Source organism: Pseudomonas sp. S2_H01 (genome assembly GCF_054668305.1).
Window position 1 is genome coordinate 5,284,664 of sequence record NZ_CP162756.1, and the last position, 20,298, is coordinate 5,304,961.

Here is a 20,298-nt window from a genome sequence, read left to right on the forward strand (position 1 = left end):
CTCAGTGGCTGGCGGCTGTCGCGCCCATTTCGTTGACTTGCTGGAAGGTCGAAAAACGTTCCAGACCGAACGGTTTGATCAGCTCCGGCACCTTCCCGCCGCTGGCGACAAGCTCGGCCATGGTCTTGCCACAGATCGGCGTGGCCTTGAAGCCCCACGTCCCCCAGCCCGCATCCAGGTAGTAATTCTTGACCGGCGACAGGCCCATGATCGGGCTGTAATCCGGGGTCATGTCGGTGATCCCGGCCCACTGGCGCATCAGTTTGGCGTTGGCCAGGAACGGGAACATCTCGATGGCATGGGCCAGCAGGCTTTCTTTCAGGTCCAGCGTGGAGCGGGTGTTGAACAGCGGATACGGGTCGGAACCGCCGCCGAAGACCACCTCGCCACGGCTGGTCTGCTGCACATAACAGTGCAGGGCAGATGAACTCACCAGCGGGTCGAGGAAGGGCTTGAACGGCTGCGTCACCATGGCTTGCAGCGGAAACGTCTGGATCGGCGAGCGAATCCCGGCTTTCTTCATCAGCTGCGAGCTCATGCCTGCGACGGCCTGTACCGCGCAGCCGCACTTGATCGTGCCGCGATTGGTTTTGACGGCGGTGATGGTGCCGTTTTCGATGACCAGTTCCTGCACTTCGGTGAGCTGGTGAATCTCCACGCCCCGCTTGGCCGCCTGCTTGGCGTAACCCCAGGCCACCGCATCATGCCGCGCGGTGGCACCGTCGATGTGCCAGAGACCGGCGATCACCGGCAGGTGGCCGGGATCGAGATTAAGAGACGGCACCAGTTCGCGGATTTGCTGGCGGTCAATCATCTCGGTGCGCCCGCCAAAATGCTTGTTGACCTCGGCACGCTGGCGGAATGAACGCACGGTGGCGTCCGTGTGCGCCAACGTCAGCTGGCCACGGTGCGAATACATGATGTTGAAGTCGAACTCGTTGGACAGGCCTTCAAACATGCGCACTGATTCGGCGTAGAAACGCACCCCTTCGCTGGTCAGGTAGTTGGAGCGGATCACTGCGGTGTTACGCGCGGTGTTGCCGCCGCCCAGATAGCCTTTTTCCAGCACCGCAATGTTGGTGATGCCGTGGTATTTGGACAGGTAATAAGCCGTTGCCAGACCATGGCCGCCGCCGCCGATGATCACTACGTCGTAGGAGGATTTGAGCTCTTTGGGCGCAGGCAAATCGACCTCGACCGGGTATTCCGAGCTGAGCCCGTATTTCAAGAGATTGAAAGGCATACGGCCTCCGAGGGGCTGCTTGGCATTTGGGTACGCGCCTGCTGGAGAGCAGCGGTCACGGTGTTTTTCATCAGGAAGGCGATGGTCATCGGGCCGACGCCGCCGGGCACCGGGGTGATGGCCGACACCTGGGGCAGGGCGCTGTCGAAATCGACGTCACCCACCAGTCGGCTGCGGCCCTCTTCTTCAATGCGATTGATGCCGACATCGATGACCACCGCGCCAGGCTTGAGCCAGCTGGCGTCGATCATGCGTGGACGGCCGACGGCGGCGACGACGATGTCGGCCTGACGGCACAGCGCTTTGGCGTCCACACTGCGCGAATGCACGATGGTCACTGAGCAGTGGGCCTTGAGCAGCAGGGCCGCCATGGGTTTGCCGACGATGTTCGAACGTCCGATGACCACCGCGTGCTTGCCGCTCAGGTCACCACAGGCGTCTTCGAGCAACTGCATGCAGCCGCTGGGCGTGCAGGGCGTCAGCACGTCGCGGCCCTGACTCAGGCCGCCGACGTTTTCACTGTGAAAACCGTCGACGTCCTTGCCCGGCGCGATGGCCTGCAGCGCGCGGGTTTCTTCGATGTGCGCCGGCAGCGGCAACTGCAGCAGGATGCCGTTGACGCTGTCGTTTGCGTTCAGTTCGGCAATCAATCCAAGCAGCTGCGTCTGTGAGGTGTCGGTGTCCAGGCGGTACTCCAGCGAGCGAATGCCGGCCTCTTCAGCGCGCAAGATCTTATTGCGCACGTAGACCTGACTGGCCGGATCCTGACCCACCAAAATCACCGCCAGCGTCGGTTCGATGCCCTTGAGTTTGAGCGCGTAGACGTCAGCTTTGACGTGAGCGAGGACGCGGGCGGCGGCGGCCTTGCCATCGATTATTTTGGATGTACTCACCGGAAGATCACCGTTCTGTCCTTGTTGAGGAAAACCCGGTGCTCCAGGTGGTATTTCACCGCCTTGGACAGGGCCACGGTTTCGGTGTCACGGCCGGTGGCGACCAGGTCGTCGGGCAAATACACGTGATCCACGCGCTGCACTTCCTGCTCGATGATAGGACCTTCGTCCAGATCGCTGGTGACGTAATGCGCGGTCGCGCCGATCAGCTTCACACCGCGTTCGTACGCCTGGTGATACGGCTTCGCGCCTTTGAAACCGGGCAGGAAGGAATGGTGAATGTTGATGGCCCGGCCCGACAGTTGCTTGCACAGGTCATCGGAGAGGATCTGCATGTAGCGGGCAAGGACCACCAGGTCGGTGGCGGTTTCGTCGACCACTTTCATCAGGGCCGCTTCCTGCTGGGCCTTGGTGTCCTTGGTCACCGGCAGGTAGATGAAGCGGATGCCCTCACGTTCGGCCATGGGGCGCAGATCGAGATGGTTGGAAACGATGGCGGTGATGGTCATGTCCATCTCGCCCTTGTGGTAGCGGTAGAGCAGGTCGGTGAGGCAATGGTCGAATTTGCTCACCATCAGCAGCACACGCATCGGCTCACGGGTGTCGTGCAGCTCCCACTGCATGTCGAACGCTTTGGCAACGTCTTCGAAACCCGCCTTAAGTTGGGCGATGTCGCCAGCGTGACCGTCGTTGAAACGAAATACCGCGCGCATGAAGAATTTGCCGCTGAACTCGTCGTCGAACTGCGCCATTTCACCGATGTAGCAATGGTTGCCTGCCAGGTACGAAGTGACCGTCGCAACGATGCCGGAGGTCGCCGGACAGCTGATCTTGAGAATGAAATGGTTCTTTTCGTGTTGCATGGCGTGTCCTCTGGAAGATGGCGGCAGTTCAGCAAGCGGCTAACGATCAGCGCGAAACATTCAGGGATGAACCGATGTTTCATCCGTGAATAAAAATTCCTATCAGGAATTAAATATTCGCGAAGGCTGTTTTATAGGCGAAAGGAAATGACGCGTCCAGAGGTTTCTGGAAACTTTCTTAACTGGTGGGAAATATTTCGTAGATTGAGAACGGTAGGAGCGCGCTGGCCCGCGATTGAGGCAGATCAGACGCCGTTGCAGTGTCAGGGCTGACGCATCGCGGGCAAGCGCGCTCCTACACAGGGATGCGGTGCTGGCCTGTAGCCGCCTGGCTTGCCGGCGGCCGCGATCTTGCGGGCGCTACCGCCGGCAAGCCAGACGGCTAAGGGATGATCGTGAACCTGGGGGAGTGAGCTTGCTCACGAAGACTTGTCTGGATCCGCTGAAGAGGCGGCAGCTGTACTGGCCTCTTCGTGAGCAAGCTCACGCCCACAGGATTTGCGCTGGCCCGCAGATGGCTCAAGCGCTTGCGTGTTTCTTATTCGTCCTGCGCACCGTAATTCATGATCGACAGCAACCGGATCGGCACCTGCACCAGCTCTTCCGGTCCGTGAGGAATGTCGCCGTCGAAGGTGAGGCTGTCGCCTGCCTCCATGTGGTACAGCTGATTGCCATGGCGATACACCAGCTCGCCCTCCAGCAAATGCAGAAACTCCGTGCCAGGGTGGGAGAAGGTCGGAAACTCTTCGCTGGCGTCGTCCATGGTCACCATGTAGGCCTCGAAACTCTTTTTCGGCCCGCGTGTGTGGTTGAGCAGGTGATAGGTATGGCCTTTCTCGGTGCCGCGACGGACCACTTCCAGCCCTTCGTCATGCTTGACCAGCAGGGCGCTGCTGCCTTGCTGGTCATACTGACTGAACAGCTTGGACATGGGCATGCCCAGCACGTCGCACAAGCGGCTGAGGTTATCCAGGCTGGTGGACACCTGCGCGTTCTCGATCTTGCTCAGCATGCCCTGACTGATCCCGGCGATACGCGCCACGTCGGCCAGTTTCAACTCTTGCGCCTGCCGCTGGCGTTTGATCTGGATGCCCAGGTATTGCTCGAGCTTCAACTTGGGTGGGTGTTCTTCAGGCGTAATCATCGGCACTGCACGTTTTCCGTTCAATAATTTTAAATTCGCACCAGGAATGTGCGATGTGAATGCCGGCTGTCCCGTGAACGCCGGATTATTCCCACAGTGAAAACGAGTTTCACATATATAGAGCAGAAATTCCGCCGTTGCGTTAATTCGATTCTTGGCATACCAAACTGGCAAGGCACTTGCATTCCTGTTGGGAAAGTAAGTTTCCTGATTGGAATAACCTCCGGTCAGGCAGCGAAACCACGGTTCTCAACCTCAACGTTTTGCTTTTCGCCAGGAGTGAACACTCATGTTGCCACCCGAAACACAGCGGCTGATCGAGGAGCACGGGATCAAATACGTGTTGGCCCAGTTCGTCGATATCCATGGTGCTGCGAAGACCAAGTCTGTGCCCATTTGCGGTCTGGAAGCGGTGGCCGAGGCGGGCGCGGGCTTCGCCGGTTTCGCGATCTGCGGCATGGGCATGGAGCCACACGGTCCGGATTTCATGGCCAAGGGCGATTTGTCGACACTGACGCCGGTGCCCTGGCAGCCTGGCTACGGCCGTGTGGTCTGCATCGGCCACGTCGATGGCAAGCCGCACCCGTATGACAGCCGCTACGTTCTGCAGCAGCAGGTCCAGCGCCTGAAGGACAAAGGATGGACATTGAACACGGGGCTTGAGCCTGAGTTCAACCTGATGCGCCGCGACGACACTGGCAAGCTGCAACTGGTAGACGCCAGCGATAACCTCGACAAGCCCTGCTACGACTACAAAGGCCTGTCCCGCTCCCGGGCGTTTCTGGAGCGCCTCACCGAGGCGTTGCAGCCGGTGGGGTTCGAGATCTATCAAATCGATCACGAAGACGCCAACGGCCAGTTCGAGATCAATTACACCTACAGCGACGCCATGGAATCGGCGGACCGTTTCACGTTCTTCCGCATGGCCGCCGGTGAGATCGCCAATGACATGGGCATGATCTGCTCGTTCATGCCCAAGCCGGACCCGAAACGGGCAGGCAACGGCATGCATTTCCACCTGTCGATCAGCAGCGCGACCAACAAGAATCTGTTCTTCGATGCCAGCGACAAGCACGGCATGGGCCTGTCGAAAATGGCCTACCACTTCGCCGCCGGTTTGCTCGCCCACGGCCCGGCGTTGTGTGCCTTCGCCGCGCCGACGGTCAACTCCTACAAACGCCTTGTTGTCGGCAATTCATTGTCCGGCGCGACCTGGGCGCCAGCGTTCATCGCCTTCGGCGCCAACAATCGTTCGGCCATGGTGCGCGTACCGTACGGGCGCCTGGAGTTCCGCCTGCCCGATGCCGGCTGCAACCCTTATCTGGTCAGCGCCGCGATCATCGCCGCCGGCCTGGATGGCATCGACCGCCAGTTGGAGCCCGACCAGATCTGCAACGAAAACCTCTACAGCCTCAGCCTGGAAGAAATCGCTGCACGAGGCATTGGCACCTTGCCGCAATCGCTCAAGGAAGCCTGCGACGCGCTGGAAGCCGACCCGTTGTTCGCTGAGGTGATGGGCAACGAGATTGTCGGTGAATTCATCAAGCTCAAGCGCATGGAGTGGGTGGAATACAGCCGCCATGTGAGTGATTGGGAAATCAAGCGCTACACCGAATTTTTCTGATCCCTTCGTTTCAACAAACCGTTTTTGATGCCTGCCAATGGGTTGGGCGTCTTCTGCCCAGGAGTTATGAATATGTGTGGAATCGTGGGTCTTTATCTCAAGAATCCGGCGCTGGAATCCCAGCTCGGCAAGCTCTTCGAGCCCATGCTCGAAGCCATGACCGATCGTGGTCCGGACAGCGCAGGGTTTGCCATCTACGGCGATGAAGTCGGCGATGGCTGGGTCAAGCTGACCCTGCAAGCAACCACTGAAGGCTATGACTTCAAAGCGTTGATCGCAGCGCTCGACGGCAAACTGAGTGCACCGCTGGAATGGTTCCAGAACGCCAGCGCCATCGTCCTCAAGGTCAAGGCTGAAGAAGCCATGGTGCGTGCCGCGTTGGGCGAGCTGGCGCCGACCGTGCGCATCATGAGCGCGGGCAAGAGCATTGAAATTCTCAAGGGCATGGGCTTGCCGAAAGAGATTTCCGAGCGCTTCGGCCTGGGCAGCATGAAAGGCAGTCACATCATCGGCCACACCCGCATGGCCACTGAAAGTGCCGTGACGATGGAAGGCAGTCACCCATTTTCCACCGGCGCCGACCTGTGTCTGGTGCACAACGGTTCGCTGTCCAACCACTTCCGTCTGCGTCAGGAACTGCGCCGCGAGGGCATCCACTTCGACACCGAAAACGACACCGAAGTCGCCGCCGGTTACCTCGCCTGGCGCCTGCAGCAGGGCGACTCACTGAAGACCGCGCTGGACAGTTCGCTGGAAGCGCTGGATGGCTTTTTCACCTTCGCCATCGGCACGCGCAACGGTTTTGCGGTGATTCGCGATCCGATTGCCTGCAAGCCGGCGATCCTTGCCGAGACCGACGACTACGTCGCCATGGCCTCGGAGTATCAGGCGCTGTCGAGCCTGCCGGGCATCGAGAAGGCCAAAGTCTGGGAACCCGTTCCCGCCACCATGTACATCTGGGAACGCGAGTCGGCTTAAGGAGCACGCACATGAAAACCATCGATCTTTCCACTGCCAGTGTGCGCGACCTCAACCAGGCGCTGCACGATCAAGTCAAGAACCTTGAAGAACGCGAGTGGGTGGTGACTCACCCCAACGGCGCCCACAACCTGGCCGTCGGCGTCAACGAAGCGGTGTCCGTGGATATCCAGGGCCACGCCGGTTACTACTGCGCGGGCATGAACCAGAAAGCCTCGGTCACCGTGCACGGCAACGTCGGCGTAGGCTGCGCTGAAAACATGATGTCGGGCTATGTGCGCGTCAAAGGCAGCGCCTCGCAAGCCGCTGGCGCCACGGCCCACGGCGGTTTGTTGGTGATCGAAGGCGATGCCGGCGCCCGTTGCGGGATTTCCATGAAGGGCATCGACATCGTGGTCGGCGGCAGCATCGGTCACATGAGCTGCTTCATGGGCCAGGCCGGTCGTCTTGTCGTCTGCGGAGACGCGGGCGATGCGCTGGGCGATTCGCTGTACGAAACCCGCATCTATGTCAAAGGCAAGGTCGAGTCGCTGGGCTCTGACTGCATCGCGAAAGAGATGCGCGCCGAGCACATCGAGGAGCTGCAAGCGCTGCTCAATCGCGCCGGGTTCAACGAGAACGCGTCGGAGTTCAAGCGCTATGGCTCGGCCCGTCAGCTGTACAACTTCAAAGTCGATAACGCCTCCGCGTACTGATCCAGGAGCAAGAACATGAGCGAGTCCAATACTCCAAAATCCCCGCCAGTGCTGCGCGAGTCGGCTACTTTCGATCGCCTGACAATCCAGGAAATCCAGCGTGCCGCCGAAACCGGCATTTACGACATTCGCGGCGGTGGCACCAAGCGCAAGCTGCCGCATTTCGATGACTTGCTGCTGCTCGGCGCCAGCGTTTCCCGCTACCCGCTGGAAGGCTACCGCGAGAAATGCGGCACTGACGTGATCCTCGGCAACCGCTTCGCCAAGAAGCCGATTCACCTGAAAATTCCGGTGACCATCGCGGGCATGAGTTTCGGGGCACTGTCGGCCAACGCCAAGGAAGCCCTGGGCCGTGGTGCGACGATTGCCGGGACCAGCACCACCACCGGCGACGGCGGCATGACCCCGGAAGAACGCGGTCAGTCTCAGCATCTGGTGTACCAGTACCTGCCGTCCCGTTACGGCATGAACCCGGATGATCTGCGCAAGGCGGACGCCATCGAGATCGTGCTGGGGCAGGGCGCCAAACCCGGTGGCGGCGGCATGCTGTTGGGGATGAAAGTGACTGAGCGCGTGGCCGGTATGCGTACCTTGCCCATCGGCGTCGACCAGCGTTCGGCCTGCCGTCACCCGGACTGGACCGGCCCGGACGATCTGGCGATCAAGATTGCCGAGATCCGCGAAATCACCGATTGGGAAAAACCGATCTACGTGAAGATCGGCGCGAGCCGTCCGTACTACGACGTCAAACTCGCGGTGAAGGCCGGTGCTGATGTGATCGTGCTCGATGGCATGCAAGGCGGTACGGCGGCGACGCAGGAAGTGTTCATCGAGCACGTTGGCATCCCGATCCTGCCGGCCATTCCTCAGGCCGTTCAGGCGCTGCAAGAGATGGGCATGCATCGCAAGGTGCAGCTGATTGTCTCCGGTGGCATTCGCAACGGTGCCGACGTGGCCAAAGCGATGGCGCTGGGCGCTGATGCCGTGGCCATCGGTACGGCGGCGTTGATTGCGCTGGGTGACAACCATCCGCGTCTGGATGAAGAGCTGAAGAAGATCGGGTCTGCCGCGGGTTTCTATGACGACTGGCAGAACGGTCGCGACCCGGCGGGCATCACCACGCAGGATCCGGAGTTGTCGAAGCGTCTTGACCCGGTGGAGGGCGGCCGTCGCCTGGCCAATTACTTGCGTGTGCTGGTCCTGGAAGCGCAAACCATGGCCCGGGCTTGCGGCAAGTCGCACCTGCACAACCTCGACCCCGAGGACTTGGTCGCATTGACCGTAGAGTCCGCGGCCATGGCGCGAGTGCCATTGGCAGGGACTTCGTGGATTCCGGGGCAGCAGTACTAAGCCCGGTTTCATTCTGTAGGCGCGCTTGCCCGCGATAACGACCTGTCTGCAACACATGTGTTGGCTGATACAGCGCTATCGCGGGCAAGCGCGCTCCTACAGGGGTACACCAAAAAAGAGGCCAAGCAGGCCCGACGCTTCATCACATCGCTTTCTGCCAGACACTTTTCCATTCATTGCAGGAGCTTCGACAATGGTTAACCGTCTACCCGGCAAATCCCTTCTTTTGTCTCTCTTTACGTTCGGGGCGCTCGGCGCCTGCATTCCCCTGGCCCATGCAGCCGACGCCCCGACCCTTAATACCGGCAGCACGGCCTGGATGGTCACGGCGGCGGTGCTGGTGCTGTTCATGTGTCTACCGGGCCTTGCCTTGTTTTATGGTGGGCTGGTGCGGGCCAAGAACATGCTGTCACTGTTTACACAGTGCTTCGGCATTGCCGGACTGGTAGGCGTGTTGTGGGTGATCTATGGCTACAGCATGGTCGTCGATACCACGAACATGGTCGAAGGCCAGGTCAGTTTCAACAGCTTCGTCGGCGGCTTGAGCCGCGCGTTTCTGGCGGGCATGACACCTGACAGCCTGGTGGGCGATATCCCCGAAGGTGTGTTCGTGACCTTCCAGATGACCTTCGCCATCATCACCCCGGCGCTGATTGCCGGCGCCTTCGCCGAGCGCATGAAGTTCTCTGCGGCGCTGCTGTTCATGGCCGTGTGGTTCACCCTGGTGTACGCGCCGGTGGCGCACATGGTCTGGGGCGGGGCGGGCGCGTTGATGCACAACTGGGGCGTGCTGGACTTTGCGGGCGGCACCGCGGTGCACATCAACGCAGGGGTTGCAGCGCTGGCGGCGTGCCTGATGCTGGGCAAGCGCAAGGGCTACGAAAACGCGCCGATGCCTGCGCATAACCTGAGCCTGACCATGGCCGGGGCGGCGATGCTGTGGGTCGGCTGGTTCGGTTTCAATATCGGTTCAGGGGGTGGGCTGAACGGGTTGTCCGGGATCGTCATGCTCAACACCCAACTGGGCGCCTGCGCCGGGATTCTCGGCTGGATGTTCACCGAGTGGTTCAAGGTCGGCAAGCCAAGTGCCTTGGGCTTGGCCAGCGGTGCATTGGCCGGTCTGGTAGGCATCACACCCGCGTGTGCGTACGTCGGTGTCGGCGGCGCGTTGGCGATCGGCTTGCTGTGCGGCGTGTTCTGTTACCTGAGCGTGACCGTATTGAAGAAGCGCTTTGGTTACGACGACAGCCTGGACGTGTTCGGCCTGCATGGCATCGGCGGCATGATCGGCGCAGTGCTGACTGGCGTGTTCTGCGTGCCGTCGATGGGCGGTCTGGTGGAAGGCGTGACGCTGGGTGGTCAAGTTGTGGCGCAGATCAAAGGCGTACTGTTCACCACGGTGTACTGTTTTGCGGTGAGCTGGATCATCCTCAAAGTCATCAAGGTCGTGATCGGTTTGCGTGCGGACGAGCATGTGGAGGAGATGGGGCTGGATCTGGCTGAGCACAACGAGCGTGCGTATAACCACTGAGTTTTCGTGCCCCTGCAACAGACTTGCGACACAAAAAAAGCCCGGCGTTCGACCGGGCTTTTTCATGGTGAATCAATCAACGAAACGCTGGCACCACATGCTTGATGAACAGCGCCAGCGATTTCTTTTTCTCGGCATGGGGCAGGCTGTTGTCGCACCAGAAGCTGAACTCATCCACGCCCAGTTCCTGGTAGTACTTGATGCGCGGGATGATTTCTTCCGGGGTGCCGATCATGGCGGTCTTGTGCAGGCTTTCCAGTGCGAACTCGGGACGCTCGGCGAATTTCTCCTCCGGGCTTGGCGCGAGGAAGCCGTTGACCGGCGTGGTCTTGTTGCCAAACCAGGCGTCGAAGGTGCGGTAGAACTTCGAAATCGCCTTGGCGCCGACTTTCCAGCCTTCAGGATCGTTATCAGCGTGCACGTGGGTGTGGCGCAGAACCATCAGTTGCGGGCGCGGCACGTCAGGGTTATTGGCCAGCGCGGCTTCGAACTTGTTTTTCAGGTCGACGACTTCTTCGTCGCCTTTCATCAGCGGCGTGACCATCACGTTGCAGCCGTTTGCCACCGCGAAGTTGTGCGAATCCGGGTCGCGGGCGGCGATCCACATCGGTGGGGTCTTGATCGGTTTCGGCACACTGGTGGACGTGGGGAATTTCCAGATCTCGCCGTCGTGGGCGTAGTCGCCTTGCCACAGCGCCTTGACCACCGGAACCATCTCACGCAATGCCTGACCGCCTGCCGAAGCCGGCATGCCACCCGCCATGCGGTCGAATTCGACCTGATACGCGCCACGGGCCAGACCGACTTCCATGCGGCCGTTGCTGATCACGTCCAGCAGGGCGCATTCACCGGCGACCCGCAGCGGGTGCCAGAACGGCGCGATGATGGTGCCAGCGCCCAGGTGAATGGTGGTGGTCTTCGCGGCCAGGTAGGCGAGCAACGGCATCGGGCTGGGCGAAATGGTGTATTCCATGGCGTGGTGTTCGCCGATCCACACGGTGCTGAAGCCGCCTTGTTCGGCCATCAGCGTCAGTTCGGTCAAGTCCTCGAACAGCTTGCGGTGGCTGACTGACTCATCCCAGCGTTCCATGTGTACGAACAACGAAAATTTCATGACGCTTACCTCGGATTGTTCTTACCGTCCGCTGCGAAACGGTCGGGCGTTTGTCGGTATACCGTAATAGAGTCCAGCTACAGCCTTCAAGCGTCAAGCCAGCGCGGGAAGGGCGCCCATCTTGCCGCGGCAGTAGACCATCGGGCTCGCGGGCTGCGCGGGCAGGATCAGGTTCTTCACCGCACCGACCATGATCGCGTGGTCACCGCCTTCGTATTCGCGCCACAACTCGCACTCGATGATGGCGGTGGCATTGGCCAGCAACGGGTTGCCCAGCTCACTCAGCGTCCACTCGATGCCGGCGGCCTTGTCTTTGCCTTTGCGGGCGAAGGCGTAGGCTTCGCTCTGCTGGGTGCCGGACAGCAAGTGAATGGCAAAACGTTTGTTCTTGATCAGCGTCGGGTACGAATCGGAACTGTAATTGGGGCAAAACAGCACCAGCGGCGGGTCCATCGACAATGAGCTGAAGGCGCTCGCCGTCAAGCCGACCACTTCGCCATCGTCGTTGAGCGTGGTGATCACCGTGACGCCGGAAGGGAAGGAGCCCATGACGTTCTTATAAGCGTTTGCGTCGATCATTTTGCTACCTCTGCGGTCAGGCCGAAGGTGATGAGTTTTGTATGTCTGATGGTATACCGTAATACTCATCGTGCAAGCCTTTTTTCTTTTTCTCGGGCCCTGGCCAGTCATCACCGCCCCAGCTAAAAACCCGCGCAGAGCGGCATTCCAGACATGGCTGAACCGGTTTTTCCAGCAGGCTCTGAGCCTTGTAATCGATCAGAAACCCATCGTCAGACGGTTGTAAATTGTTGGCATACCATAATATGGTTGTGTCGCTCGTGACGGCAGGGAAGGGTTTACGGCATTGAAAAGTGCAGCGCGTGGCCTTCGGCTCGCCATCGCTTCATGGTTTTAGCTCCGCACAAAGACAAGAATTCAGGCGAAACGATGACTACTTCCGATTCACACGACTGCAAAGCGGCACCTCTGATTGAGAACCACACCGTCGATTACGTGCCGCTGGCCGAACGGCATGGCAAAGCACGGGATCTGTTCACGCTGTGGTTCAGTACCAATATCGCGCCATTGCCCATCGTCACCGGGGCGATGGTGGTTCAGGTCTTCCATTTGAATCTGCTGTGGGGACTGATCGCCATTGCGCTTGGCCATATGATCGGCGGGGTGGTGATCGCCTTGGCCTCAGCGCAAGGGCCACGCATGGGCATCCCGCAGATGGTCCAGAGCCGGGGTCAGTTCGGTCGCTATGGCGCATTGTTGATCGTGTTTTTCGCCGCGCTGATCTATGTGGGTTTCTTCATCTCCAACATCGTCCTGGCGGGTCAGTCGATCCATGGCATGCTGCCGGCCGTGCCGCTGCCGGCGGGCGTGGTAATCGGTGCGCTAAGTGCCACGGCCATCGGCGTGATCGGTTATCGCTTCATCCATACCCTCAACCGCATCGGCACCTGGGTCATGGGCGCGGCGCTGCTGGCCGGGTTCATCATGATCTTCAGCCAGGATTTGCCGCTGGATTTCTTCACGCGCGGCGGTTTTAACCTGTCTGGTTTGCTGGCGACCGTCTGCCTGGGGATCATCTGGCAGATCAGCTTCTCGCCCTATGTGTCGGATTACTCGCGTTATCTGCCCTGCGATATCGGCATTGCCAAACCGTTCTGGGCCACCTATTTCGGCGCCACGCTGGGGACGATTCTGTCGTTCAGCTTCGGTGCGGTCGCGGTGCTGGCGACTCCTGAAGGCACCGAGGCCATGGCCGCAGTGAAGCAGGCCACCGGGTTTCTCGGTCCGATTCTGATGCTGCTGTTCCTGCTCAACATCATCAGCCACAACGCGCTGAACCTGTATGGCGCAGTGCTTGCCATCGTCACGTCGATTCAGACCTTCGCGGGCAACTGGACGCCGAGCATCAAGGTCCGTGTGACGTTGGCGACGGTGATTCTGGCGGGTTGCTGTGTGACGGCGGTGGGCGCCTCCAGCGACTTCATTTCGCAGTTCATCGGCCTGATCCTGACGTTGCTGATCGTGCTGGTGCCATGGGCGTCGATCAACCTGATCGACTTTTATCTGATCAAACGCGGGAGCTACGACATCGCCTCGATCTTCAGCGCGGATGGCGGTATTTACGGGCGCTTCAATCCCCATGCGATCATTGCGTACTTCATCGGCATCATCGTGCAGTTGCCGTTTGCCAATACCGCTTTGTACGTCGGGCCCTACGCCCATTATCTGGACGGTGTAGACCTGTCGTGGCTGGTGGGGCTGCTGGTGACGTGCCCGCTGTATTACTGCCTGGCGACGCGGGGTCGGGTGGAGCAGGCCAAAGCGGCGCGGTTGGGGTTTGCGGAGTAAACATCTCCCTGAGTGCAACACCTGCCCTGTGGGAGTGAGCTTGCTCACGAATGATGAGCGTCAATCGCTGAAGACGTGATGACCGTACTGGCCTCTTCTTGAGCAAGCTCACACAGGGACTCTATCTCCTGGCCAATCAGTGCCCAGACACGTACAACTGATCGAGGCGCAGAGCCTGTCATCAAGGTTTTCGTGCCTCCACCTCCGCCGAATACCGACCTTGCCGCTCTGCCACGGCGCGTAACGTCTTGAGCGTCACCATCGGCGCGTCGATCACGAAACGGTTCGCCAACCACGATGGGATGTCCCCTGCAGGTTCGGCCTGCAGCTGGTAGGTCACTTCGGTTTCCCGCTCGCCCTTTGGCACCATCTGCCAGACGCCCTGCAGCTGCTCGACGCGAATCAATCCGGGTACCACCGGTTCCATGCCGGTCACTGCGCTCAGATGCCTTATCACGCTGCCGTCGTCGGTCTGTTCGGTCTGCACCCGCAGGACCATGTCGCGGGTGTTGGCGGGCCAGGGCAGGGCGGTGGTCAGGTAAACGAAGGTGCTGTCGCCATCAACCTTCAACAAGCGCATGTCGGCGCAGGCGTACAGCCATGTGCAGGCGATGGTCAGGTTCTCTTGCAGATGACTGAGCGTTGCCACGTCAGCCTTGATCAGCGCTACGCCGCGGAAACTCTGATATTGGGAGGTGGGCGAGTGGCTGAGGAAGACCTTGATGCCGTCTTCTTCTTTTGCGAGCTGCCAGTCTTCGGCAGCGGCTGACGCGCAACAGGCACTCAGCAGCAGGGCGCACAGGACGGGCAGTTTTTTCATGAGGGCGGCTCCGGGACTGCACGTACAGTGCGCGACGCCTCAGAGCATAGGTGAGATTGGTGAGGGTTTTCGGGTTTTCGGGTTGGCGCGGGGGTTGGGGCTATTTCCGCTCTCTCAGGTGGCGCCGCTTTAGGTTCTGCCGTTAGGCAGAACCAAGCCCCATGACGGCGACATCAGGCGCTAACGTTTTGACCCAGCAACCCGTCGCAACAATCAATGCGCCCCAGCCGCCTTGTTCAAATCACTCTCGGCCCATTGCGTATACACACACGCATCCGCCGTAGCCCAGCGCACCCGAACCTGATCACCCGTCTTCAGCGGCATTCCCGCAGCAGAAAGCGCCTTGACCGTCATCGCCGTCCCGCCCTGTGTCACCACCGCGCAGGTCTGGCTCTCGCCGAGAAACAACACTTCGCCCACCCGGGCACTTACCTCATTCCATCCGGTCTGCAGCGGCTGCGCGGCGGCCTGGTCGACACTCAACGCCTGAGCTTTTTCCGGACGAATCATCAGCAACACATCCTGATCCGTCTGCAGGCCGGCGGTCAGTCGAATCGACAACGGCTGCCCTTCAAACAGCGCCGCCCCATTGCCCTGGGCCTTCAGCTTGAGGAAGTTGGAGTTGCCCAGAAACGACGCCACGAACGCATTCGGCGGGTTCTGATACAAATCATAACCGCTGCCCAGACCGACGATCTTGCCGTGGCTGAAAATCGCGATGCGCTGGGACAGGCGCATGGCTTCTTCCTGATCGTGGGTGACGTAGACGATGGTGATGCCCAGGCGACGATGCAGCTGACGGAGTTCGTCCTGCAGGTCCTCACGCAGTTTCTTGTCGAGCGCACCGAGGGGTTCGTCCATCAGCAGAATGCGTGGTTCGTAGACCAGTGCCCGGGCAATGGCGACACGCTGCTGCTGCCCGCCGGACAGTTGCGAAGGACGGCGGTGTGCGAACTGATCCAATTGCACCAGCTTGAGCATGGCATCGACGCGCTTGTCGCGTTCGGTTGCCGCCAGCTTGCGGATGGCCAGCGGGAACGCGATGTTGTCGCGCACCGACAGGTGAGGGAACAGCGAATAGCGCTGGAAGACCATGCCGATGTCACGTTTGTGCGGGGGCACGTTCACCAGGGATTTGCCCGCCACCAGAATCTCACCGGAGCTTGGCGTTTCGAAGCCGGCCAGCATCGACAATGTGGTGCTTTTGCCCGAACCGCTGGAGCCGAGGAAGGTCAGGAACTCGCCGTCCTGAATGTCCAGCGAGATATCGTCCACCGCAGCGAAATCGCCGTAATGCTTGTTCAGGTTGCGCAGGCTGACCAGGGTCTGGGGTTGTTGTGCAGGGTCTTTGATCACAGCACTCATGAAGGCATCCTCGCTTCGTTGCGGCGACGCAGGGTCGCGGCGATAAACATGACCAGCACCGACAGGGCAATCAGCAGCGTCGAGGCGACGGCGATGACCGGTGTCAGGTCCTGGCGCAGGGTGGTCCACATTTTCACAGGTAGGGTTTGCAGGTTGGGGCTGGCCATCATCACGCTGAGCACCACCTCGTCCCATGACACCAGAAAGGCGAACAACGCGCCGGCCACCATGCCGGGACGAATCGCTGGAAAGGTCACTTTGAGCACCGCCTGGATACGCGACGCGCCACAGATGACGGCCGCGTCCTCAATGGACTGATCGAACAGCTTCAACGAGTTGATGATCGAGATGATGGTGAACGGCAGTGCGACGATCACGTGGCTGACCACGAAGGAAAACAGCGTGCCGGTGTAGCCCAGCTTGAGGAACAGTGCGTACACCGCCACGGCAATGATCACCAGCGGCACGATCATCGGCAGGGTGAAGATGCCGTAGAGCATGTCGCGGCCGGGGAACCGGCCACGTACCAGCGCAAACGCGGTGGGCAGACCCAGGGCCACAGCGAAGATCGTGGTCAGCACGGCGACTTTCAGGCTGGCGAAGGCCGCCGCCATCCATTCCGGATTACTGAAAAACTGTTGATACCACTTCAGGGTCCAACCGGGCGGTGGAAACACCAGCCACTGCGAGGATCCAAACGACAACAGCACGATGAACACGATCGGCAGCAACAGAAACAGCGCAATCAGCCCGGTGACCGAATACAGCCCCCAGCGCAGGCGCGGGCTCATGGCATTGGGTGTCAGGAGCATGGCGGTTTACCTCGCGTTATTGGCGCCGACCGGGGATTCCGGCTGCAGCTTGAGGTAGAAGTAGAAGAGCACCAGAGTGATCACGATCAGCAACGCAGCGGCCGCACTGGCCAGGCCCCAGTTTAGGAACGACTGCACCTGCTGGACAATAAATTCCGGCAGCATCATGTCCTGTGCACCGCCGAGCAACGCCGGGGTGACGTAGTAACCGAGAGACATGACAAAGACCATCAAACCACCCGAGAACAGGCCCGGGCGACACAGTGGCAGGAACACCTTGAAAAAGTTGGTCCACGGACTCGCGCCGCAGATGGAGCCGGCCTGCAATACCATCGGGTCGATGGCGGCCATGGTTGCCTGCAACGGCAGGACAATGAACGGGATCATGATGTAGCTCATGCCGATCACCACGCCGGTCAGGTTGTGCACCATCTCCAGCGGTTGATCGATGATGCCCATGGCCATCAGCGCTTTGTTGATGACCCCGGACGCCTGCAGCAGCACCAGCCAGGAGTAAGTGCGAGCCAGCAGGCTGGTCCACATCGACAGCAGCACGATGTTAAGCATCCAGCGGCCCCAGCCGCGCGGCACCAGGGTGATGGCCCACGCCAGCGGGAAGCCCAGCAGCACGCTGAACAGCGTCACCAGACCGGCCACCGAAAAGGTGTTGAACAGCACACGGGCGTAGGCCGAGTTGGCGAACAGTTGCTCGTAGTTACCCAAGCCTGGCGTCGGTTCCAGCACGCCGCGCAGCAGCAGACCCATCAACGGCGCAAAAAAGAACAGGCCGAGAAACAGCAGGGCAGGCAGCAGGTTGCGGCTGCCTTTCCAGCGTTGTGACAACGGTGTGTTTTGCTTCATCGTCACGGCCTGAGCGGGTGCCGCGCCGGCGGTGCTGGATGCACCACCGACCGGTTTGGATTGACGGGACGCAATGGCCGTCATTTTTATTTGACCAGCCATTCGTTCCACCGTGTCGCGATGGCCGGACCGTTCTTGGCCCAGTACGCGAAGTCGAGAGTGATTTGATCCTTAGCGTAGGCGGTCGGCAGGTTCGGCGCGAGGGTCGAATCCAGGCGCTGCACGCTGTCCAGGTTGACCGGGGCGTAGGCCGTCAGGTTAGAGAAGTCAGCCTGACCTTTGGCGCTGGCGGCCTCGGCGATCAGCTTCATCGCAGCGTCTTTGTTCTTCGCGCCTTTGGGCACCACCAGGAAATCGGCCATGACCAGGTTCTGCTTCCAGCTCACGCCCACTGGCGCGGCGTCCTGCTGCAGCGCGTAGACACGGCCGTTCCAGAATTGGCCCAGTGATGCTTCACCGGAAGCCAGCAGTTGCTGCGACTGTGCGCCACCGCCCCACCAGACGATGTCTTTCTTGATGGTGTCGAGTTTCTTAAAGGCGCGATCCAGATCCAGCGGATAGAGCTTGTCAGCCGGTACGCCGTCGGCCAGCAGGGCCAGTTCCAGCACGCCAGGGCTTGGCCATTTGTACAGCGCGCGCTTGCCGGGGTAGGTCTTGGTGTCGAAAAGCGCGGCCCAGTCATCGGGCTTGGCCTTGCCGAGCTTGCTTTCGTTGTAACCGAGCACGAAGGAGAAGTAGAAGGAGCCGACGCCATGATCCGAGACGAAGCGTGGGTCAATGCGATCTTTCTTGATCACGTTGAAGTCCAGGGGTTCGAGCAGGCCTTCACTGGCAGCACGCAGGGCGAAGTCCGCTTCGACATCCACCACATCCCATTGCACGTTGCCGCTTTCGACCATGGCCTTGAGTTTGCCGTAGTCGGTCGGTCCATCCTGGACGACCGCAGTGCCGGTGCTTTTGCTGAACGAGTTGGCCCAGGCCTGCTTTTGCGCATCCTGAGTGGAGCCGCCCCAACTGACGAAGTTGACACTGTCCGCCGCCATTGCCGCATGGCATGAGAGCGCCAACACACCCGCTGTCAGAACCGCTGTTGCACGTTGAATCAACACCATTTTCACGCCCTCATTTGTTGTGTTTTTGAGCGGGCTTTTCTTGCCCGCCTGTCGGGAGCAGTGGATCCATAGGACCTGGAAATCGGGCCGGTCAGGGGCTGTTGTTTGTGCTGTCCCTTGCGGGCGCCTCTGACTGAAAATGCTTCGGCCTACGGAATGTCATATTATGGTATTCCAAACTTTCTGCAAGCACTTTGCCGTTCTTAAAACCCTGTATTTTTGATTTTTTTGTAAGAACAAGCCCCGTATTTACAGGGCCAATAGCTGATTGACCGGTGAAATGGCTGGGCTCGATTCAAGCCGTTTGTCAGCCAGGAAAGGGAATGCTTTCAACCACTTCCAGGTCATATCCAGTGAGCCCTGCGTACTTGAGTGGCGGGCCCAGATGACGCAGTTTCCCAACGCCAATGTCTTGCAGGATTTGCGCCCCGGTGCCCACTTCCGAGTAAATGCGTGATTGCGAACGGGTGTACTGGCGTGGCGCCTGGGTCAGTTGCGGAATGCGTTCAAGCAGCGCCTGGGACGACTCGTGATTGGCCAGCACCACAACGACGCCACGGCCTTCTTCGGCGACCTTTTGCAGGGCGGCCCAGAGCGTCCAGTTGGCCGGCCCGTTGTATTCGGCGCCGACCAGATCACGCAGCGGGTCGACCACGTGCACGCGCACCAGCGTCGGTTCCTCACGGCGCACGTCGCCCATGACCATTGCCATGTGCACGCCGCCTTCGATGCGGTCTTCGTAACTGATCAGACGGAAGGTGCCATGCACCGTCGGCAGTTCGCGCTCGCCGATGCGCACGATGGTGTGCTCGGTGCTCAGGCGATAGTGAATCAGGTCGGCGATGGTGCCGATGCGAATCCCGTGTTTGGCGGCGAAGCGCTCCAGATCGGGCCGGCGGGCCATGGTGCCGTCGTCGTTCATCACTTCGACGATCACCGACGCCGGGGTGAATCCGGCCAGGCGGGCCAGGTCGCAACCGGCCTCGGTATGACCGGCGCGGTTCAACACACCGCCCTCGCGGGCGCGCAACGGGAAGATGTGGCCGGGTTGAACGAGGTCTTCCGGTGTGGCGTCAGCGGCGACGGCTGCCTGCACAGTACGTGCGCGGTCGGCGGCGGAAATGCCGGTGGTCACGCCGGTGGCCGCTTCGATGGACACGGTGAATGCGGTGGAGAACACGCTGCCGTTGCTCGGCACCATCTGTTCCAGTCCCAGGCGCTGGCAGTGCTCGTCGGTCAGCGTCAGGCAAATCAGCCCGCGTGCTTCATTGGCCATGAAACTGATGGCCTGCGGTGTGCAGCGATCGGCCGCGAGCAGCAGATCGCCTTCGTTTTCCCGGTCTTCGTCATCGACCAGCAGGACCATCTTGCCTTGGCGGTAGTCTTCGATGATGTCTTCGATGCGGTCGAACGCCATACTCGGGATCTCTGTTTTATGGAGGAGAAAATCGTGGTATACCATAAGACAGAATATTTCACAGATTTGGCTGATTTGAAACCACATCATTGATAAATAGCGAGAGTGC

General features: G+C 60.2%; 18 protein-coding genes. 6 read left to right on the plus strand and 12 right to left on the minus strand.

Annotation, left to right across the window (positions count from 1 at the left end; genetic code table 11):
- Window position 1: 1 nt before the first annotated feature.
- The 4 genes from AB4N84_RS23550 to AB4N84_RS23565 all read right to left on the minus strand — a co-directional run bounded on the left by AB4N84_RS23550 (window position 2) and on the right by AB4N84_RS23565 (window position 4,143).
- Complete coding sequence (locus AB4N84_RS23550; RefSeq protein ID WP_460043429.1) at window positions 2-1,243, minus strand: FAD-dependent oxidoreductase; 1,242 nt, start codon at window positions 1,241-1,243, stop codon at window positions 2-4.
- On the minus strand, window positions 1,225-2,136 hold the full coding sequence (folD, locus tag AB4N84_RS23555; protein ID WP_460043430.1) for a bifunctional methylenetetrahydrofolate dehydrogenase/methenyltetrahydrofolate cyclohydrolase FolD: 912 nt from the start codon (window positions 2,134-2,136) through the stop codon (window positions 1,225-1,227). The genes AB4N84_RS23550 and folD overlap by 19 nt, the downstream gene beginning before the upstream one ends.
- Window positions 2,133-2,999 carry a formyltetrahydrofolate deformylase gene (gene purU / locus AB4N84_RS23560; protein ID WP_460043432.1) on the minus strand — a complete coding sequence of 289 codons (867 nt, stop codon included), beginning with the start codon at window positions 2,997-2,999 and terminating at the stop codon, window positions 2,133-2,135. Before purU ends, folD begins: the two co-directional genes overlap by 4 nt.
- 538 nt (window positions 3,000-3,537) lie before the next feature.
- The gene (locus tag AB4N84_RS23565) at window positions 3,538-4,143 is read right to left on the minus strand and encodes a helix-turn-helix domain-containing protein (protein ID WP_460043434.1); all 606 of its coding nucleotides are present in this window, start codon (window positions 4,141-4,143) and stop codon (window positions 3,538-3,540) included.
- Between the two features lie 289 nt (window positions 4,144-4,432).
- Between AB4N84_RS23565 and glnT the strand changes: the two genes are divergently transcribed.
- The 5 genes from glnT to AB4N84_RS23590 all read left to right on the plus strand — a co-directional run bounded on the left by glnT (window position 4,433) and on the right by AB4N84_RS23590 (window position 10,321).
- Complete coding sequence (glnT, locus tag AB4N84_RS23570) at window positions 4,433-5,767, plus strand: type III glutamate--ammonia ligase (RefSeq protein ID WP_460043435.1); 1,335 nt, start codon at window positions 4,433-4,435, stop codon at window positions 5,765-5,767.
- 72 nt (window positions 5,768-5,839) lie between these two features.
- The gene (locus AB4N84_RS23575) at window positions 5,840-6,745 is read left to right on the plus strand and encodes a class II glutamine amidotransferase (RefSeq protein ID WP_460043437.1); all 906 of its coding nucleotides are present in this window, start codon (window positions 5,840-5,842) and stop codon (window positions 6,743-6,745) included.
- An 11-nt stretch (window positions 6,746-6,756) separates the two neighbouring features.
- Window positions 6,757-7,440, plus strand: coding sequence for a GltB/FmdC/FwdC-like GXGXG domain-containing protein (locus AB4N84_RS23580; RefSeq protein ID WP_460043438.1), 684 nt, complete (start codon window positions 6,757-6,759; stop codon window positions 7,438-7,440).
- A gap of 15 nt (window positions 7,441-7,455) precedes the next feature.
- Complete coding sequence (locus tag AB4N84_RS23585) at window positions 7,456-8,790, plus strand: FMN-binding glutamate synthase family protein (RefSeq protein WP_460043439.1); 1,335 nt, start codon at window positions 7,456-7,458, stop codon at window positions 8,788-8,790.
- Window positions 8,791-8,983: 193 nt separating this feature from the next.
- Window positions 8,984-10,321, plus strand: a complete 1,338-nt coding sequence (locus tag AB4N84_RS23590; RefSeq protein WP_460043441.1) for an ammonium transporter — start codon at window positions 8,984-8,986, stop codon at window positions 10,319-10,321.
- A gap of 76 nt (window positions 10,322-10,397) precedes the next feature.
- Here AB4N84_RS23590 and AB4N84_RS23595 read toward each other — a convergent pair whose 3' ends face one another.
- Together AB4N84_RS23595 and AB4N84_RS23600 are read right to left on the minus strand one after the other, a co-directional pair.
- Complete coding sequence (locus tag AB4N84_RS23595) at window positions 10,398-11,435, minus strand: LLM class flavin-dependent oxidoreductase (RefSeq protein WP_460043442.1); 1,038 nt, start codon at window positions 11,433-11,435, stop codon at window positions 10,398-10,400.
- Between the two features lie 93 nt (window positions 11,436-11,528).
- Complete coding sequence (locus AB4N84_RS23600; RefSeq protein ID WP_460043443.1) at window positions 11,529-12,014, minus strand: flavin reductase family protein; 486 nt, start codon at window positions 12,012-12,014, stop codon at window positions 11,529-11,531.
- A gap of 369 nt (window positions 12,015-12,383) precedes the next feature.
- On the opposite strand from AB4N84_RS23600, the gene AB4N84_RS23605 reads away from it, so the two are divergent.
- Window positions 12,384-13,802 carry a purine-cytosine permease family protein gene (locus AB4N84_RS23605; protein WP_460043445.1) on the plus strand — a complete coding sequence of 473 codons (1,419 nt, stop codon included), beginning with the start codon at window positions 12,384-12,386 and terminating at the stop codon, window positions 13,800-13,802.
- Window positions 13,803-13,983: 181 nt separating this feature from the next.
- Here the strand turns inward: AB4N84_RS23605 and AB4N84_RS23610 are convergent, their stop codons facing one another.
- The 6 genes from AB4N84_RS23610 to ribBA all read right to left on the minus strand — a co-directional run bounded on the left by AB4N84_RS23610 (window position 13,984) and on the right by ribBA (window position 20,189).
- Window positions 13,984-14,622: an START domain-containing protein gene (locus tag AB4N84_RS23610; RefSeq protein ID WP_460043447.1), complete on the minus strand. Its 639-nt coding sequence runs from the start codon at window positions 14,620-14,622 to the stop codon at window positions 13,984-13,986.
- Window positions 14,623-14,835: 213 nt separating this feature from the next.
- Entirely contained in the window at window positions 14,836-15,987 is a 1,152-nt protein-coding gene (locus tag AB4N84_RS23615; RefSeq protein WP_460043448.1) for an ABC transporter ATP-binding protein, read from the minus strand.
- The gene (locus AB4N84_RS23620; protein WP_460043449.1) at window positions 15,984-16,799 is read right to left on the minus strand and encodes an ABC transporter permease; all 816 of its coding nucleotides are present in this window, start codon (window positions 16,797-16,799) and stop codon (window positions 15,984-15,986) included. Before AB4N84_RS23620 ends, AB4N84_RS23615 begins: the two co-directional genes overlap by 4 nt.
- A gap of 6 nt (window positions 16,800-16,805) precedes the next feature.
- A complete protein-coding gene (locus tag AB4N84_RS23625; protein WP_460043450.1) occupies window positions 16,806-17,762 on the minus strand; it encodes an ABC transporter permease in 957 nt (318 codons plus the stop codon).
- Entirely contained in the window at window positions 17,747-18,772 is a 1,026-nt protein-coding gene (locus AB4N84_RS23630; protein WP_460043451.1) for an ABC transporter substrate-binding protein, read from the minus strand. The genes AB4N84_RS23625 and AB4N84_RS23630 overlap by 16 nt, the downstream gene beginning before the upstream one ends.
- Before the next feature lie 307 nt (window positions 18,773-19,079).
- Complete coding sequence (gene ribBA, locus AB4N84_RS23635; RefSeq protein ID WP_460043452.1) at window positions 19,080-20,189, minus strand: bifunctional 3,4-dihydroxy-2-butanone-4-phosphate synthase/GTP cyclohydrolase II; 1,110 nt, start codon at window positions 20,187-20,189, stop codon at window positions 19,080-19,082.
- Window positions 20,190-20,298 lie beyond the last annotated feature (109 nt).